Annotated in this window: 13 protein-coding genes and 2 pseudogenes; 14 read left to right on the forward strand and 1 reads right to left on the reverse strand. The window is 62.7% G+C overall.

Going from position 1 to position 16,593, the window contains the following annotated elements; translation table 11 throughout:
• The first annotated feature begins 170 nt into the window (after nucleotides 1-170).
• Both acnA and NVV94_RS17985 read left to right on the forward strand, forming a co-directional pair.
• A complete protein-coding gene (gene acnA / locus NVV94_RS17980) occupies nucleotides 171-2,912 on the forward strand; it encodes an aconitate hydratase AcnA (RefSeq protein WP_258443746.1) in 2,742 nt (913 codons plus the stop codon).
• Nucleotides 2,913-3,057: 145 nt separating this feature from the next.
• A complete protein-coding gene (locus NVV94_RS17985) occupies nucleotides 3,058-4,623 on the forward strand; it encodes a PAS domain-containing methyl-accepting chemotaxis protein (RefSeq protein ID WP_258443747.1) in 1,566 nt (521 codons plus the stop codon).
• Between the two features lie 124 nt (nucleotides 4,624-4,747).
• Here NVV94_RS17985 and NVV94_RS17990 read toward each other — a convergent pair whose 3' ends face one another.
• Nucleotides 4,748-5,437, reverse strand: a complete 690-nt coding sequence (locus NVV94_RS17990; protein ID WP_258443749.1) for an alpha/beta family hydrolase — start codon at nucleotides 5,435-5,437, stop codon at nucleotides 4,748-4,750.
• 48 nt (nucleotides 5,438-5,485) lie between these two features.
• Between NVV94_RS17990 and NVV94_RS17995 the strand changes: the two are divergent.
• The 12 genes and pseudogenes from NVV94_RS17995 to NVV94_RS18050 form a co-directional block, all read left to right on the forward strand.
• Nucleotides 5,486-6,406, forward strand: a pseudogene (locus tag NVV94_RS17995) (cbb3-type cytochrome c oxidase subunit I); the annotation flags it as partial.
• Complete coding sequence (locus tag NVV94_RS18000; RefSeq protein ID WP_408733513.1) at nucleotides 6,404-6,691, forward strand: cbb3-type cytochrome c oxidase subunit II; 288 nt, start codon at nucleotides 6,404-6,406, stop codon at nucleotides 6,689-6,691. The pseudogene NVV94_RS17995 and the gene NVV94_RS18000, both read left to right, overlap by 3 nt.
• 26 nt (nucleotides 6,692-6,717) lie before the next feature.
• A pseudogene (locus tag NVV94_RS18005) lies at nucleotides 6,718-6,978 on the forward strand (cbb3-type cytochrome c oxidase N-terminal domain-containing protein); the annotation flags it as partial.
• 532 nt (nucleotides 6,979-7,510) lie between these two features.
• Complete coding sequence (gene ccoN, locus NVV94_RS18010; protein ID WP_258443750.1) at nucleotides 7,511-8,953, forward strand: cytochrome-c oxidase, cbb3-type subunit I; 1,443 nt, start codon at nucleotides 7,511-7,513, stop codon at nucleotides 8,951-8,953.
• Nucleotides 8,953-9,561 carry a cytochrome-c oxidase, cbb3-type subunit II gene (gene ccoO / locus NVV94_RS18015; RefSeq protein WP_258443751.1) on the forward strand — a complete coding sequence of 203 codons (609 nt, stop codon included), beginning with the start codon at nucleotides 8,953-8,955 and terminating at the stop codon, nucleotides 9,559-9,561. The genes ccoN and ccoO overlap by 1 nt, the downstream gene beginning before the upstream one ends.
• 5 nt (nucleotides 9,562-9,566) lie before the next feature.
• On the forward strand, nucleotides 9,567-9,758 hold the full coding sequence (locus NVV94_RS18020; RefSeq protein WP_258443752.1) for a cbb3-type cytochrome c oxidase subunit 3: 192 nt from the start codon (nucleotides 9,567-9,569) through the stop codon (nucleotides 9,756-9,758).
• A complete protein-coding gene (ccoP, locus tag NVV94_RS18025) occupies nucleotides 9,755-10,726 on the forward strand; it encodes a cytochrome-c oxidase, cbb3-type subunit III (protein WP_258443753.1) in 972 nt (323 codons plus the stop codon). Before NVV94_RS18020 ends, ccoP begins: the two co-directional genes overlap by 4 nt.
• Before the next feature lie 389 nt (nucleotides 10,727-11,115).
• Entirely contained in the window at nucleotides 11,116-12,531 is a 1,416-nt protein-coding gene (gene ccoG, locus NVV94_RS18030; RefSeq protein ID WP_258447741.1) for a cytochrome c oxidase accessory protein CcoG, read from the forward strand.
• An 11-nt stretch (nucleotides 12,532-12,542) separates the two neighbouring features.
• Nucleotides 12,543-13,076, forward strand: coding sequence for a FixH family protein (locus tag NVV94_RS18035; protein ID WP_258443754.1), 534 nt, complete (start codon nucleotides 12,543-12,545; stop codon nucleotides 13,074-13,076).
• 137 nt (nucleotides 13,077-13,213) lie between these two features.
• The gene (locus tag NVV94_RS18040; RefSeq protein WP_258443755.1) at nucleotides 13,214-15,697 is read left to right on the forward strand and encodes a heavy metal translocating P-type ATPase; all 2,484 of its coding nucleotides are present in this window, start codon (nucleotides 13,214-13,216) and stop codon (nucleotides 15,695-15,697) included.
• The gene (gene ccoS / locus NVV94_RS18045; RefSeq protein ID WP_258443756.1) at nucleotides 15,676-15,894 is read left to right on the forward strand and encodes a cbb3-type cytochrome oxidase assembly protein CcoS; all 219 of its coding nucleotides are present in this window, start codon (nucleotides 15,676-15,678) and stop codon (nucleotides 15,892-15,894) included. Before NVV94_RS18040 ends, ccoS begins: the two co-directional genes overlap by 22 nt.
• Nucleotides 15,887-16,570, forward strand: a complete 684-nt coding sequence (locus tag NVV94_RS18050; RefSeq protein ID WP_258443757.1) for a sulfite exporter TauE/SafE family protein — start codon at nucleotides 15,887-15,889, stop codon at nucleotides 16,568-16,570. Before ccoS ends, NVV94_RS18050 begins: the two co-directional genes overlap by 8 nt.
• Nucleotides 16,571-16,593 lie beyond the last annotated feature (23 nt).

Here is a 16,593-nt window from a genome sequence, read left to right on the forward strand (position 1 = left end):
CGGCACGCACCGGGCCGAAATCGGCGCATGATAAAGGAAGTTCGCAAGCCGCGACATGCTGTCACAACCCAGTCTATGGATAGAACGCACAATCAGGTCTAGGTTGATAGTTCTGTCCGTTCAGTCAAGTCCGTAGCCGTGCGGACCCTCGACGCAAAAGGAGTTTGTTCATGCCTTCGCTCGATAGCCTGAAAACCCTGAGAACCTTAACGGTCGATGACAAGACGTACCATTATTACAGCCTGACCGACGCCGCCGGCAGCCTCGGCGATCTGCAGCGCCTGCCCATGTCGCTGAAAGTGCTGCTGGAAAACCTGCTGCGCTGGGAGGATGGCAAGACCGTCACCGGGGCCGACCTCAAGGCGCTCGCCGACTGGCTCAATACCCGCAGCAGCGACCGCGAGATCCAGTACCGCCCAGCCCGGGTGTTAATGCAAGACTTCACCGGCGTGCCGGCCGTGGTCGACCTGGCCGCCATGCGCGCCGCCATGGCCAAGGCCGGTGGCGACCCGCAGCGAATCAACCCCTTGTCACCGGTGGACCTGGTCATCGACCACTCGGTGATGGTCGACAAATATGCCAGCCACGAGGCCTTCGCCCAAAACGTCGACATCGAGATGGAGCGCAATGGCGAACGCTACGCGTTCCTGCGTTGGGGCCAGAATGCCTTCCACAACTTCCGCGTGGTGCCGCCGGGCACCGGCATTTGTCACCAGGTCAACCTTGAATACCTGGGCCGCACGGTCTGGACCCGGGAAGCGGACGGTCGAACCTATGCCTTCCCCGACACTCTGGTCGGGACCGACTCGCACACCACCATGATCAACGGCCTGGGCATACTTGGCTGGGGCGTGGGTGGCATCGAAGCGGAAGCGGCGATGCTCGGGCAGCCGGTTTCCATGCTGATTCCCGAAGTGATCGGCTTCAAGCTGACCGGCAAGCTGCGCGAAGGCATCACCGCCACCGACCTGGTACTGACCGTCACGCAGATGCTGCGCAAGAAAGGCGTGGTCGGCAAGTTCGTCGAATTCTACGGTGATGGCCTGGCCGACCTGCCCCTCGCCGACCGCGCCACCATCGCCAACATGGCGCCCGAATACGGCGCGACCTGTGGTTTCTTTCCCGTCGATGAAGTGACCCTGGACTACTTGCGCCTGTCCGGGCGCACGACACAGACAGTGAAACTGGTGGAGGCCTATTGCAAGGTGCAGGGCCTGTGGCGCTTGCCGGGTCAGGAGCCGGTGTTCACCGATAGCCTGGCCCTGGACCTGGGCGAGGTTGAAGCCAGCCTGGCCGGGCCGAAACGCCCGCAAGACCGCGTCCCGTTGTCGCAAGTCGGCCAGACGTTCACCGACTTCATCGGCCTGCGCCTCAAACCGACCAGCAAGGAAGAAGGCCGCCTGGAAAGCGAAGGCGGTGGTGGCGTCGCCGTGGGCAACCCCGACCTGGCCGGTGAAGCCGAATATACCCATGAAGGCCAGAGCCACTGCTTGAGAGACGGCGCGGTGGTGATTGCCGCCATCACCTCCTGTACCAACACCTCCAACCCCAGCGTCATGATGGCCGCCGGGCTGGTGGCGAAAAAGGCCGTGGAAAAGGGCCTGCAACGCAAGCCCTGGGTCAAGAGCTCGCTGGCCCCCGGTTCCAAGGTGGTCACCGACTATTACAAGGCCGCAGGGCTGACCCAATACCTCGATGCCCTGGGCTTTGACCTGGTGGGCTATGGCTGCACCACCTGCATCGGCAACTCCGGCCCATTGGCAGAACCGATCGAAAAAGCCATTGTTCAGGCCGACCTGACAGTCGCTTCGGTACTCTCCGGCAACCGCAACTTCGAAGGTCGGGTCCACCCGCTGGTCAAGACCAACTGGCTGGCCTCACCGCCCCTGGTGGTCGCCTATGCCCTGGCCGGTACCGTGCGTACCGACATCAGCAGCGAACCGCTGGGCCTGGGCAAGGATGGCCGGCCGGTGTACCTGCGCGATATCTGGCCGAGCCAGAAGGAAATCGCCGAGGCCGTGACCAAGGTCGATACGACCATGTTTCACAAGCAGTATGCCGAGGTTTTCGCTGGCGACGCGCAATGGCAAGCCATCGAAGTGCCCCAGGCAGCGACCTATGTCTGGCAGGACGACTCCACCTATATCCAGCATCCACCCTTCTTCGACGATATCGCAGGTCCCTTGCCGGTCATCACCGATATCAAGGGTGCGCGGGTGCTGGCACTGTTGGGCGATTCGGTCACCACCGACCACATCTCCCCGGCCGGCAACATCAAGGCCGACAGCCCCGCCGGGCAGTACCTGCGCGAAAAGGGCGTGGAGCCGCGCGACTTCAACTCCTACGGCTCACGCCGTGGCAATCACCAAGTGATGATGCGCGGCACCTTCGCCAATATCCGCATCCGTAACGAAATGCTCGCCGGTGAGGAAGGCGGCAACACGGTATATATCCCCACCGGCGAGAAGCTGCCGATCTACGATGCTTCCATGCGCTATCAAGCGGCAGGGATCGCGCTGATTGTCATCGCCGGTCAAGAGTACGGCACCGGGTCGAGCCGGGACTGGGCAGCCAAAGGCACTAATCTGCTTGGAGTCAAAGCGGTGATTGCCGAAAGTTTTGAACGCATACACCGTTCCAACCTGGTCGGCATGGGCGTATTGCCGTTGCAGTTCAAGCTCGACCAGAACCGCAAGTCACTGAACCTGACAGGGCGCGAAACCTTTGACATCCTGGGGCTCAGCGGCGCCCCACTGCGTCCGCGAATGAACCTGACCTTGCAGATCACCCGCGAAAGCGGCGTCCAGGAAAAAGTGGAGGTGCTGTGCCGGATCGATACACTCAACGAAGTGGAGTACTTCAAGGCCGGCGGGATCCTGCACTATGTGTTGCGCCAGCTGATCGCCTCTTGAAGGTCCCCCGGTGGGGTCCACCCGGGCCCTGCCGATTAACGACTACTGGGTCACCTCGTGATCCGCGTCACGAATTCGAAAAATAGATTCAATTAATCTTCGCCGTTGCCGACACCCTGTCAACGTCTTGCGGATTGAAAAGCTCATGCGTAATAACCAGCCGATTACCCAACGCGAACGGACTTTCCCGGCGCAACAACGGTTGATTTCAACCACCGACGCCAAGGGGGTCATCACCTACTGCAACGACGCCTTTGTCGACGTCAGCGGGTTTTCTCGCGAAGAGCTGGTGCGAGCCCCGCACAATCTGGTACGCCATCCCGACGTGCCGTCTGCGGTGTTCGCCCATATGTGGAGCACCCTCAAGCAGGGGTTGCCATGGATGGGCGTGGTCAAGAACCGTTGCAAGAATGGCGATCATTACTGGGTCAATGCCTATGTAACGCCGATTTTCGAGAACAATCAGGTCGTTGGCTACGAGTCGGTCCGGGTCAAGCCCAGCGCTGAACAGATCCGCCGTGCCCAGGCGCTCTACCAGCGCTTGAACGCGGGCAAGTCGGCGATTCCCCAAGGCGATCGGTGGCTACCGGTCCTGCAGGACTGGCTGCCGTTCATTTTGGTCAGCCAGGTCGGCTTCCTGATCGGCGCCTGGCTGGACTCCTCCTGGGGCTTTGCGTTGGCGGCGGGGTTGTCGGTACCGCTCGGCCTGATGGGGCTGAGCTGGCAGCAGCGCGGGCTCAAGCGCCTGTTGCGCCTGGCCGAGCAATCCACCTCCGACCCGTTGATTGCGCAGATGTACACCGACAGCCGCGGCGTTCAGGCGCGACTGGAACTGGCCATGCTCAGCCAGGATGCCCGCCTCAAGACCTGCCTGACCCGCCTGCAGGACACCGCCGAGCACCTCACCGAGCAAGCTCGCCAGTCCGACGCCCTGGCCCACAAGAGCTCTACGGGCCTGGAGCGCCAGCGCGTGGAAACCGAACAAGTGGCTACCGCCGTCAACCAGATGGCCGCCACCACCCAGGAGGTCGCCAGCCATGTGCAGCGCACCGCCGATGCCACCCAGGAAGCCAATCGCCTGACCGGGCGCGGTCGTGACATTGCCGGTGAAACCCGCGAAGCGATCGAACGCCTGTCCAGAGTGGTCGGCGAGACCGGCCTGACCGTCACCCAACTGGCCCAGGACAGCAACGAGATCGGCGGAGTGGTCGATGTGATCAAGGGCATTGCCGACCAGACCAACCTGCTGGCGCTCAACGCTGCCATCGAGGCGGCACGTGCCGGCGAGATGGGACGCGGCTTTGCCGTGGTGGCCGATGAAGTCCGTCAACTGGCCCAACGCACCAGTGAATCGACCGGGCAGATCCACGGCCTGATCGCCAAGCTGCAGCAAACCGCCAGCAACGCCGTGCAAACCATGGACGCCGGCCATCGCCAGGCCGAAGAAGGTGTGGCGCGGGTACTGGAAGCCGACCAGGCACTGGTGGGCATCAGCGAGGCGGTGGCCAACATCACCGACATGACCACCCAGATCGCCGCGGCGACCGAAGAGCAGACGGCCGTGGCCGAGGAGATCAGCCGCAACATCAGCACCATCGCCCATCTGGCCGACCAGACCAGCGAACAGGCCCAGAATTCGGCACTGCTCAGTGAGGAGCTGACACGTACGGCGGGGACGCAGTATTCGTTGGTGGAGCGGTTTAATCGTTGATTATTTTGGGGGGCCTTTGGCCCCCATCGCGGGCAAGCGGAACGCCGCCCGGCCCCTCCTACAGAATCTACGCGATCTTTGTAGGAGCTGGCTTTCCAGCGATCGACCGCAAAGCGGTCGCCAACTACAACAGAAACCCCGCCACCCGCTCCGCCGCCGCCTGCAAATGCTGCTCATGGCTAAACCCCGAAGCCTTCAACGGCTTCAAGTCATGATCCCCCGCCGTCAGCCAGCACACCTCGATCGCACTCGATAACGCATACCACCCCACCGCCTCCCGATTGCCCAGCGCATCGCGCTCGCCCTGCACGATCAGTGTCGGCGTACGCAAGTTCGCCAGGTGCTCGACCCGTGGTTTTTCCGGCTTGCCCACCGCGTAAAACGGATACCCCAGGCAAACCAGCGCATCAGCGCCCAATTCATCGGCCACCAGGCTCGCCATCCGCCCGCCCATGGACTTGCCGCCAATGGCCAGTTTCCCGGCGACATGTGGTCGCACCTGCGCATACACCTGGCGCCAGCACTCGAGCAGTTTGGCCTGGGGATTGGGCGGGCGCTTGCTGCCATCCACGCGCCGTTGCGCCATGTAGGGGAACTCGAAGCGTAGTACGCCGACCCCGCAGGCCACCAGCCTGTGGGCCATTTCATTCATGAACCCGCTGTCCATCGGCGCACCGGCGCCATGGGCCAGGATCAGGCACGGCGCGATCTGGCGCGGCCCCTGATTTTGCGCAGGATCCCAGCGCCAGCCGTTGTGCTGCACCAACTGCGCCCATTGATCCCCGTCAATACCGGCCTCTTGCCCATTACTCATGCTTGCCTCGCTTTTGAAAAGTCTGCCTATAACCGTGGATGGAAACCCATGAACACAACCAGCAGTGCTGCCTATAACTATAAGGTGGTCCGCCAATTCGCCATTATGACGGTGGTGTGGGGAATCGTCGGGATGGGGCTCGGCGTTTTTCTCGCCGCGCAACTTGTCTGGCCCTCCCTCAATTTCGACCTGCCCTGGACCAGCTTCGGTCGCCTCAGGCCTCTGCATACCAATGCGGTGATCTTTGCCTTCGGTGGCTGCGCGCTGTTCGCCAGTTCCTACTATTCGGTGCAACGCACTTGCCAGACGGCGCTGTTCTCGCCGCGCCTGGCGGCGTTCACCTTCTGGGCCTGGCAACTGGTGATCGTCCTGGCCGCCGTTTCCTTGCCACTGGGCTTTACCAGCTCCAAGGAATACGCCGAACTGGAATGGCCCATCGACCTGCTGATTACCATCGTCTGGGTCGCCTACGCCGTGGTGTTTTTCGGCACGCTGATGAAACGCAAGACCAGACACATCTATGTCGGCAACTGGTTCTTCGGCGCCTTCATCGTCACCGTGGCGATCCTGCACATCGTCAACAACATGGAGCTGCCGGTCAGCCTTACCAAATCCTACTCGGCTTATGCCGGTGCGACCGACGCCATGGTCCAGTGGTGGTACGGCCATAACGCCGTGGGCTTTTTCCTGACGGCAGGCTTTTTGGGCATGATGTATTACTTCGTGCCCAAGCAGGCCGAACGCCCGGTTTACTCCTATCGCTTGTCGATCGTGCATTTCTGGGCCTTGATCACCCTGTACATCTGGGCCGGCCCGCACCACCTGCACTATACCGCCCTGCCCGACTGGGCCCAGTCGCTGGGCATGGTGATGTCGCTGATTCTGCTGGCACCGAGCTGGGGCGGCATGATCAACGGCATGATGACCCTCTCGGGCGCCTGGCATAAGCTGCGCAGCGGCCCGGACCTGGCCCGGGCCGGCGCGCGCTACTCCGACGACTGGCATCGCGCGCATTTATACAACCCGCGCAACGTCGTGCCCGAGTCGAAGATGCCGGCCTATCCGTGGCTTGCGGCCAACCCGGTCGACAGCCGCCACACCGCAACCAAGCTGCGTGCCATGCGCACCCTGGGCGTGCCGTACTCCGACGCCGACATCGCCGGCGCCGCCGACTCGGTCAAGGGCAAGAGCGAGATGGACGCCCTGGTCGCCTACCTGCAAGTGCTCGGCACCGCTATCAAGAACAAGAGGTGAGCCTGATGAATTTCACGGAACCTGCAATGACCAGTTTCTGGAGTACGTACATTTGCGTGCTGACCCTCGGCAGCCTGATCGGCCTGACTTGGCTGCTGTTGGCCACCCGCAAGGGTGAAACCAAGGGCAGCACCGACCAGACCATGGGCCATAGCTTCGACGGCATCGAGGAGTATGACAACCCGCTGCCGAAGTGGTGGTTCTGGCTATTCGTCGGCACCCTGGCGTTCTCGGTCGGCTATCTGATCCTCTATCCGGGCCTTGGCAACTGGAAGGGCCTCTTGCCTGTCTCGCGAGGGGTTGGAGCCGACTCCGGAGTAACAAGTTGGAACAAATCCGCGCTTGACCATACAGCTGCCGCATCCAGACTGGGCGCGGCAGTTCCCCGCCTCCTTGCGACCAAGTGTCGCACCCTCCCTTGGTCCGCCTTTCCTCCCCCGATATTCGCGACTAAGCTTCTTGCCTCAGCGGGCCGACGGTAAAAAACACTGCTCCGGTGAAACCTGCTCTGGGCACCTGCAACGGAATAACGCGCCGAAAGGCTGGTAGATACCGGCCCAAGTCCGGGTCCTCGATTATTCTGGCATTGCCCCCACAGTGTTCACCTCGTGTGTGCTGCAGTACACCCTGCGTCCTTTTTGTCTGCTAAGGCATTTTGCCATTATGCACGATTGCGTCATCGCGATGGCTGAAACGGCCGCAGAATCAGCTTCGGGAAGCATTTGCAGCGTCCACGTCGCGTTGCAATGGCTAGTTGCTTTCTCCATACTTGCGACCGATTTTTTATCCTAAAAAACACCCAAACCGTGGAACCTTAGAATGAGCACAGCAATCAGTCCGACTGCTTATAACTATAAGGTAGTCCGCCAGTTCGCCATCATGACGGTGGTCTGGGGGATCCTTGGCATGGGGCTTGGTGTCTTCATCGCCTCACAGCTTGTCTGGCCGGATCTCAACTTTGACCTGCCGTGGACGACCTTTGGACGCCTTCGCCCATTGCACACCAACCTGGTGATTTTCGCCTTCGGTGGTTGTGCATTGTTTGCCACTTCCTACTACGTCGTGCAGCGTACCTGCCAGACGCGTCTGATTTCCGACAGCCTCGCAGCCTTCACCTTCTGGGGTTGGCAAGCGGTGATCGTCTCGGCAATCGTGACGTTGCCGCTGGGCTACACCACGACCAAGGAATATGCCGAACTGGAATGGCCTATCGCCATTTTGCTGGCCATTGTCTGGGTCACCTACGGTGTGGTGTTCTTTGGCACCATCGTCAAGCGCAAGACCAAGCACATCTATGTGGGTAACTGGTTCTACGGTGCCTTCATCGTCGTGACCGCAATGCTGCACATCGTCAACCACATGTCGCTGCCGGTCAGCCTGTTCAAGTCCTACTCGGCCTACTCGGGTGCGACCGACGCGATGATCCAGTGGTGGTACGGCCACAACGCGGTGGGCTTCTTCCTGACCACCGGCTTCCTGGGCATGATGTACTACTTCGTACCCAAGCAGGCCGAGCGTCCGATCTACTCCTATCGCCTGTCGATCGTGCACTTCTGGGCACTGATCACCCTGTACATCTGGGCAGGTCCGCACCATCTGCACTACACCGCCCTGCCGGACTGGGCCCAGTCGCTGGGCATGGCAATGTCGATCATCCTGCTGGCTCCGAGCTGGGGCGGCATGATCAACGGCATGATGACCCTCTCGGGCGCCTGGCATAAGCTGCGCACCGACCCGATCCTGCGTTTCCTGGTGGTGTCCCTGGCGTTCTACGGCATGTCGACCTTCGAAGGCCCGATGATGGCCATCAAGACCGTCAACTCGCTGTCGCACTACACCGACTGGACCATCGGCCACGTACACGCCGGCGCTCTTGGCTGGGTAGCGATGATCTCGATCGGCGCCATCTACCACATGATCCCGAAACTCTTCGGTCGCGTGCAGATGCACAGCACCGGCCTGATCAACGCGCATTTCTGGCTGGCTACCATCGGTACCGTGCTCTACATCGCCTCGATGTGGGTCAACGGCATCACCCAGGGCCTGATGTGGCGCGCAATCAACGACGACGGGACCCTCACCTACTCCTTCGTCGAAGCGCTGCAAGCCAGCCACCCTGGCTTCATCGTCCGCGCCCTGGGCGGTGCGTTCTTCGCCAGCGGCATGCTGCTGATGGCGTACAACGTGTTCCGTACCGTACGCGCCTCGAACCCGGCTGAAGCTGAAGCCGCCGCTCAGATCGCTGTAGCTGGAGCTCACTGATGAAGCACGAAGCAGTTGAGAAGAATATCGGCCTGCTGGCCTTCTTCATGGTCATTGCCGTCAGTATTGGCGGCCTGACCCAAATCGTTCCGCTGTTCTTCCAGGACGTCACCAACAAGCCGGTCGAAGGCATGAAGCCTCGTTCGGCGCTGGAACTGGAAGGCCGCGACGTGTACATCGCCAACGGCTGTGTCGGCTGCCACTCGCAGATGATCCGTCCGTTCCGCGCGGAAACCGAACGCTACGGCCACTACTCGGTCGCCGGTGAAAGCGTCTGGGACCACCCGTTCCTGTGGGGTTCCAAGCGTACCGGCCCGGACCTGGCCCGCGTCGGCGGACGTTACTCCGATGACTGGCACCGCGCGCACCTGTACAACCCGCGCAACGTCGTGCCCGAGTCGAAGATGCCTTCCTACCCCTTCCTGGTAGAGAACAAGCTCGACGGCAAGGAAACCGCCAAGAAAATGGAAGTCCTGCGTAACCTGGGCGTTCCGTACACCGACGAAGACATCGCCGGCGCACGTGATGCCGTCAAGGGCAAGACTGAAATGGACGCCGTGGTCGCCTACCTCCAGGGCCTGGGCACCATCATCAAAAGCAAACGGTGATATTGATGGATATCGGGATGATTCGTGGCTTGGGCACCGTTGTCGTGATGGTGGCCTTTATCGGTCTGGCGCTGTGGGTATTCAGCTCGCGGCGCAAGTCCGAGTTTGACGAAGCGACCTTGCTGCCTTTCGCGGATGATCCCGAGGCCATCAAGCACGTCGAGCAAGCGAGAGCTTCTAGGAGTAACAACGAATGACTACCTTCTGGAGTCTGTACGTCACCGTCCTGAGTCTGGGCACCATTTTTGCCCTGACCTGGCTGCTGCTGTCCACCCGCAAGGGCCAGCGTAGCGAAGCCACTGAAGAAACAGTCGGCCACGCGTTCGATGGCATCGAGGAGTACGACAACCCGCTGCCCAAGTGGTGGTTCATGCTGTTCGTCGGCACCATCATCTTCGCCCTGGGCTACCTGGTGCTCTACCCGGGCCTGGGCAACTGGAAAGGCGTGCTGCCGGGCTACAACTACCTCGATAACGACAAGAAGACCGAGTTTGCCAACGGCCAACCGGGCTGGACTGGCGTTCACGAGTGGGAAAAGGAAATGGCCCGTTCGGACGCCAAGTTCGGTCCGATCTTCGCCAAGTTCGCCGCCATGCCGATCGAAGAAGTGGCTAAAGACCCACAAGCCCTGAAGATGGGTGGCCGCCTGTTCGCCTCCAACTGCTCGGTTTGCCACGGTTCCGACGCCAAGGGCGCCTACGGCTTCCCTAACCTCACCGACGCCGAGTGGCGCTGGGGCGGCGAGCCAGCGACCATCAAGACCACCATCATGGGCGGTCGCCACGGCGTGATGCCGGCCTGGGCCGAAGTGATTGGCGAACAAGGCGTTGCCGACGTGGCTGCCTTCGTCCTGACCAACCTCGACGGTCGCAAGCTGCCTGAAGGCGCCAAAGCCGACCCGGCAGCCGGCCAGAAGATCTTCGCCGCCAACTGCGTGGCCTGCCACGGCCCGGAAGGCAAAGGCACCCCAGCCATGGGCGCGCCTAACCTGACCCACCCGCAGGCGTTCATCTACGGCTCGAGCTTCGCCCAACTGCAGCAGACCATCCGTTACGGCCGTCAGGGCCAGATGCCTGCTCAGGACCAAACCCAGGGTAACGACAAGGTTCACCTGCTGGCCGCCTACGTCTACAGCCTCTCCCACGGTGAGAAGGCTGCCGAATAAGGCAACAGCCTGAAACAACGAACGGCCCCGCCAGCGCAAGTTGGCGGGGCCGTTTTGCTTATCAGGTAAACGCCGATGCCTGTAGCCGCTGCCGCAGGCTGCGCTCGCACGCGTTAGCGGGCGCAAGATCTCAACAACGCCGGGGGAGCCCCTGCGGGACTCCAGCGCAGCCTGGCGGCAGCGGCTACATGTTGCGCGCAGGGTACGGAACTGCAAGTCCATTGATTCAAGTCATTACACCATCAATTGATTTTCCCCAACGCGGCCGATTGCCGCACCCTCCCACCCGGCGGCGCGACAGGCGTATCATGCGCCCTAGAGCGATACTCTTCTGACTGTAGCCGGCACGTACTGGCTACGGCACTCGTCCACTGCCGTGGGACTCAATGATGAGCAAACAAATTCCGGTACATGATGTTACCCCGCCTGCCAAGAAAGATAACAACAGCGTCGATCTCTACGCCTCCCGGGAAAAAATCTACACTCGCGCCTTCACCGGCGTCTTTCGCAACCTGCGCATGTTCGGCGGTGCCTTCCTGTTCCTGTTGTACTTCGGTACGGTCTGGCTGAACTGGGGCGGCCACCAGGCCGTCTGGTGGAACCTGCCGGAACGCAAGTTCTTCATTTTCGGTGCGACCTTCTGGCCCCAGGACTTCATCCTGCTCTCGGGCCTGTTGATCATCAGCGCCTTTGGCCTGTTCTTCATCACGGTGTACGCCGGGCGCGTCTGGTGCGGCTACACCTGCCCGCAAAGCGTCTGGACCTGGATCTTCATGTGGTGCGAAAAGGTCACCGAAGGCGACCGCAACCAGCGCATCAAACTCGACAAGGCGCCGATGAGCGCCAACAAGTTCCTGCGCAAGTTCAGCAAGCACAGCCTGTGGCTGCTGATCGGCTTCGTCACCGGGATTACCTTCGTTGGCTACTTCTCGCCGATTCGTGAACTGGTCATCGATTTCCTCACCGGGCAAGCCGATGGCTGGTCGTATTTCTGGGTCGGTTTCTTCACCCTGGCCACTTACGGCAATGCCGGCTGGCTGCGCGAACAGGTGTGCATCTACATGTGCCCGTACGCACGCTTCCAGAGCGTGATGTTCGACAAGGACACCCTGATCGTTTCCTACGACCCGCGCCGTGGCGAAACTCGCGGCCCACGCAAGAAAGGCATCGACTACAAGGCCCAGGGCCTGGGCGATTGCATCGACTGCACCATGTGCGTCCAGGTCTGCCCGACCGGCATCGATATTCGCGACGGCCTGCAGATCGAATGCATCGGCTGTGCAGCGTGCATCGACGCCTGCGACAGCATCATGGACAAGATGGATTATCCGCGCGGCCTGATCAGCTACACCACCGAACACAATCTTTCCGGGCAAAAAACCCATAAACTGCGCCCACGCCTGATCGGCTATGCCGTGGTATTGCTGGCGATGATCAGCCTGCTGATCGCTGCATTCTTCATGCGCTCGCTGGTTGGCTTCGACGTCAGCAAGGACCGCGTGCTCTACCGCGAGAACGCCGAAGGCCGGATCGAGAACGTCTACAGCCTGAAAATCATGAACAAGGACCAGCGCGACCATACCTATGTGCTGGATGCCACTGGCCTGCCGGACCTCAAGCTGCAAGGCAAGCGCGAGATCCGCGTGCCCGCTGGCGAAATCGTCACCCAGCCGGTCGAACTGTCGATGGCGCCCGAGAAGCTGCCCTCGAGCACCAACGAGGTGACGTTCATCCTCAAGGATGCCGACGACGGCGACATCCATGTTGACGCCAAGAGCCGGTTCATCGGCCCGCAAATTCGATAAGAGAACTTTTTATGCCTGCTACAGCCACCAGCCCCTGGTACAAGCATCTCTGGCCATGGATCATCATCGGGGTGCTCGCCACATCGGTGGTCCTGAGCCTGACTATGGTGACCATTGCGGTGAACAACCCGGACAACCTGGTCAACGACAACTACTACGAGGCCGGCAAGGGCATCAACCGCTCGCTGGACCGCGAGTTGCTCGGGCAAACCCTCAAGCTGCGCGCCAGCGTGCACCTGGATGAACTGACCGGCGAAGTCGACTTGCGCCTCAATGGCCAGAGCCAGCCGCAGACCCTGGAACTGAACCTGATCTCGCCGACCCAGCCGGAGAAAGACCGCAGGATCGTCCTGACCCGCAGCGAGACCGAGACGGGTCGCTACATCGGCCAGTTGAACGACAAGGTCGAGGGGCGGCGCTTTGTCGAGCTGCTCGGCAGCCAGGATGAACACATCTGGCGGTTGTTCGAAGAAGAGCAGGTCGGTCATGACAAGACGCTGCTGCTCGGTGACGAGCCCTTGCAAGGTGCCGAAGACTTGAAATAACACACTGTAGCCGCTGCCGCAGGCTGCGCCCGACCGCAAAGCGGGCGCAAGATCTCAAGACCGCCGAAAGCCCCTGCGGGGCTCAGCGCAGCCTTCGGCAGCGGCTACAAGGTTCGCGTGAACTTTCGAAAGACGCCATGACCACTCCAACCCCCTGCTTCCACTGCGCCCTGCCCGTCCCCAACGGCAGCCGCTTCACCGCCACCGTCCTGGGCCAGCCCCGCGAGTTCTGCTGCCCGGGCTGTCAGGCCGTGGCCGAAGCGATCGTGGCCGGCAACCTGGAAAGCTATTACCAGCACCGCAGCGAAGCTTCGGCCAACCCGCAAGCCTTGCCCGTGCAATTGGTCGATGAGCTGGCCCTGTACGACCGCGCCGATGTGCAGCAGCCTTTCGTGCGGCATGCCGGCGAACTGGCCGAGACCACCCTGCTGATCGAAGGCATCAGCTGCGCGGCCTGCGGCTGGCTGATCGAAAAACACCTGCGCAGCTTGCCCGCCGTGGCTGAAGCGCGCCTGAACCTGTCCAACCATCGCCTGCACGTGCAATGGGCCGACAGCCAATTGCCCTTGAGCCAGGTCCTGACCGAGCTGCGCCAGATCGGCTACGCCGCCCACCCGTACCAGGCCGATCGCGCCGCCGAGCAATTGGCCAGCGAAAACCGCACGGCCCTGCGCCAGCTCGGCGTCGCCGGGCTGCTGTGGTTCCAGGCGATGATGGCGACCATGGCCACCTGGCCCGAATTCAATATCGACCTGAGCCCGGAGATGCATACCATCCTGCGCTGGGTCGCGCTGTTCCTGACCACGCCCATTGTGTTCTACAGCTGCGCCCCCTTCTTTCGCGGCGCCGCACGCGACCTGCGCACCCGCCACCTGACCATGGACGTCTCGGTCTCCCTGGCCATCGGCGGGGCTTACATCGCCGGGATCTGGACAGCGATCACCGGCACCGGCGAGCTGTACTTCGACGCCGTCGGCATGTTCGCCCTGTTCCTGCTGGCCGGACGCTACCTGGAACGGCGTGCCCGCGAGCGCACGGCAGCCGCCACCGCGCAACTGGTCAACCTGCTGCCGGCTTCCTGCCTGCGCCTGGACGCGCAAGGGCACAGCGAACGAATCCTGCTGCGTGAGTTGCAACTGGGCGACCGGGTGCTGGTCCACCCAGGCTCGGTCCTGCCCGCCGACGGGCGAATTCTCACTGGCCAATCAAGCATCGACGAATCCCTGCTCACCGGTGAGTACCTGCCGCAACCGCGCAGCCCGGGTGATGCTGTCACCGCCGGCACCCTTAACGTCGAAGGGGCGCTGACCGTGGAAGTCCAGGCCCTGGGCCAGGACACCCGGCTGTCGGCCATCGTCCGCCTGCTGGAGCGGGCCCAGGCGGAAAAACCCCGCCTGGCAGAAATCGCCGACCGTGCCGCGCAATGGTTCCTGTTGATTTCGCTGATTGCGGCAGCCGCCATCGGCCTGCTCTGGTGGCAGCTGGACCCGTCGCGCGCGTTCTGGATCGTCCTGGCCATGCTGGTCGCGACTTGCCCCTGCGCACTCTCGCTGGCAACGCCGACCGCCCTGACCGCCGCTACCGGCACCCTGCACAAGCTCGGCCTGCTGCTGACCCGCGGGCATGTGCTGGAAGGCCTGAACCAGATCGACACGGTGATTTTCGACAAGACCGGCACCCTCACCGAAGGCCGCCTGGCCTTGCGCGCCATTCGCCCATTGACAGCGCTCGACGCCGAGCGCTGCCTGATGTTGGCCGCCGCCCTGGAAAACCGCTCCGAACATCCGATCGCCCGCGCGTTCGGGCGCGCCAGCGAAGCCGCCGAAGATGTCTTGAGCACACCGGGGCTGGGCCTGGAGGGCCTGGTCGGCGGCCAGCGCTTGCGCATCGGCCAACCGGCCTTCGTCTGCGCGCTCAGCGGTTGCCCGGTTCCGCCGATGCCTGATGAGGCCGGGCAATGGCTGCTGCTGGGTGACACCCAAGGTGCACTGGCCTGGTTCGTCCTTGACGACCGCCTGCGCAGCGATGCCCCCGCCCTGCTCGCCGCCTGCAAGGCACGCGGCTGGAAAACCCTGTTGCTGTCCGGCGACAGCTCGCCGATGGTTGCCAGCGTGGCTGCCGAACTGGGCTTCGACGAGGCGCGCGGTGGCTTGCGCCCCGACGACAAGTTGCAAGTGCTGCAAAGCCTTCACCAGCAAGGCCGCAAGGTGCTGATGCTCGGCGACGGGGTCAACGATGTGCCCGTGCTGGCCGCAGCCGACATCAGCATCGCCATGGGTTCGGCCACGGACCTGGCGAAAACCAGCGCCGACGCGGTACTGCTGTCCAACCGTCTCGATGCACTGGTCCATGCCATCACGCTGGCCCGCCGCACCCGGCGTGTAATCATCGAGAATCTTCTTTGGGCGGGGTTGTACAATGGGCTCATGTTGCCGTTCGCCGCGCTGGGCTGGATCACACCGGTCTGGGCCGCCGTCGGCATGTCCATCAGCTCGCTGACCGTGGTTGTCAACGCCCTGCGCCTGACCCGCATGAAGGGCCTGCAGCACGCCACCCAGCCAGTCGCCGGCCACGCGCCGGTCGCCGCCCAGGAGTCCCCATGCCCGCGCTCTACGTCATGATTCCGGCCGCGCTGCTGATTGTCGCCGTCGCCGTCTACATCTTTTTCTGGGCGGTCGACAGCGGCCAGTACGATGACCTCGATGGTCCGGCCCACAGCATCCTCTTCGACGATCAGGACCCCAAGCACCAGGCCGCCGTCGACGAAGCCAGCCAGACCAGCCCCAAGCCCGGGGACGAGACCCCGCCTCGTGCTTGAACTGGCGCCACTGCTGGTTTCAGCGGTTATCCTCGGGCTGCTCGGCGGCGGTCACTGCCTGGGCATGTGCGGCGGCCTGATGGGCGCCCTGACCCTGGCCATCCCAAAGGATCAACGCAGTCGCCGCTTTCGCCTGCTGCTGGCCTACAACCTGGGGCGGATCCTCAGCTATACCTGCGCGGGCCTGCTCATCGGCCTGGCCGGCTGGGCAGTGGCCAGCAGCCCGGCGGCGATGCTCATGCGGGTGATTGCCGCGCTGCTGCTGATCGCCATGGGCCTGTACCTGGCGGGCTGGTGGAGCGGCCTGACCCGCATCGAAAGCCTGGGGCGCGGTTTGTGGCGGCATATCCAGCCCGTCGCCAATCGCCTGCTGCCGGTCTCCAGCCTGCCCCGGGCGCTACTGTTGGGAGCCCTCTGGGGCTGGCTGCCCTGCGGCCTGGTCTACAGCACCCTGCTCTGGGCCGCGAGCCAGGGCAACGCGCTCGACAGCGCGGCGCTGATGCTCGCGTTCGGGTTGGGAACCTGGCCGGTGCTGTTGGCCACCGGGCTTGCCGCCGAACGCACCAGCGCGCTGCTGCGCCAGCGTGGCGTGCGCATCGCCGGCGGTCTGCTGGTGATCCTGTTTGGTCTCTGGACCCTGCCAGGGCCGCACCAGCACTGGCTGATGGGCCACTGACCCGCCCTTGATGCAAGTCAACA

The organism is Pseudomonas sp. LS1212 (genome assembly GCF_024741815.1).
GTDB lineage: Bacteria > Pseudomonadota > Gammaproteobacteria > Pseudomonadales > Pseudomonadaceae > Aquipseudomonas.

What these genes read in the sequence shown, in the direction of transcription:
- ccoS (WP_258443756.1), top strand. Translation starts at nt 15,676, where the DNA reads ATGCCCGCGCTCTACGTCATGATTCCGGCCGCGCTGCTGATTGTCGCC.
- NVV94_RS17990 (WP_258443749.1), bottom strand. Translation starts at nt 5,437, where the DNA reads ATGAGTAATGGGCAAGAGGCCGGTATTGACGGGGATCAATGGGCGCAG.
- ccoG (WP_258447741.1), top strand. Translation starts at nt 11,116, where the DNA reads ATGAGCAAACAAATTCCGGTACATGATGTTACCCCGCCTGCCAAGAAA.
- NVV94_RS17985 (WP_258443747.1), top strand. Translation starts at nt 3,058, where the DNA reads ATGCGTAATAACCAGCCGATTACCCAACGCGAACGGACTTTCCCGGCG.
- NVV94_RS18040 (WP_258443755.1), top strand. Translation starts at nt 13,214, where the DNA reads ATGACCACTCCAACCCCCTGCTTCCACTGCGCCCTGCCCGTCCCCAAC.
- acnA (WP_258443746.1), top strand. Translation starts at nt 171, where the DNA reads ATGCCTTCGCTCGATAGCCTGAAAACCCTGAGAACCTTAACGGTCGAT.
- NVV94_RS18020 (WP_258443752.1), top strand. Translation starts at nt 9,567, where the DNA reads ATGGATATCGGGATGATTCGTGGCTTGGGCACCGTTGTCGTGATGGTG.
- NVV94_RS18035 (WP_258443754.1), top strand. Translation starts at nt 12,543, where the DNA reads ATGCCTGCTACAGCCACCAGCCCCTGGTACAAGCATCTCTGGCCATGG.
- ccoO (WP_258443751.1), top strand. Translation starts at nt 8,953, where the DNA reads ATGAAGCACGAAGCAGTTGAGAAGAATATCGGCCTGCTGGCCTTCTTC.
- ccoP (WP_258443753.1), top strand. Translation starts at nt 9,755, where the DNA reads ATGACTACCTTCTGGAGTCTGTACGTCACCGTCCTGAGTCTGGGCACC.
- ccoN (WP_258443750.1), top strand. Translation starts at nt 7,511, where the DNA reads ATGAGCACAGCAATCAGTCCGACTGCTTATAACTATAAGGTAGTCCGC.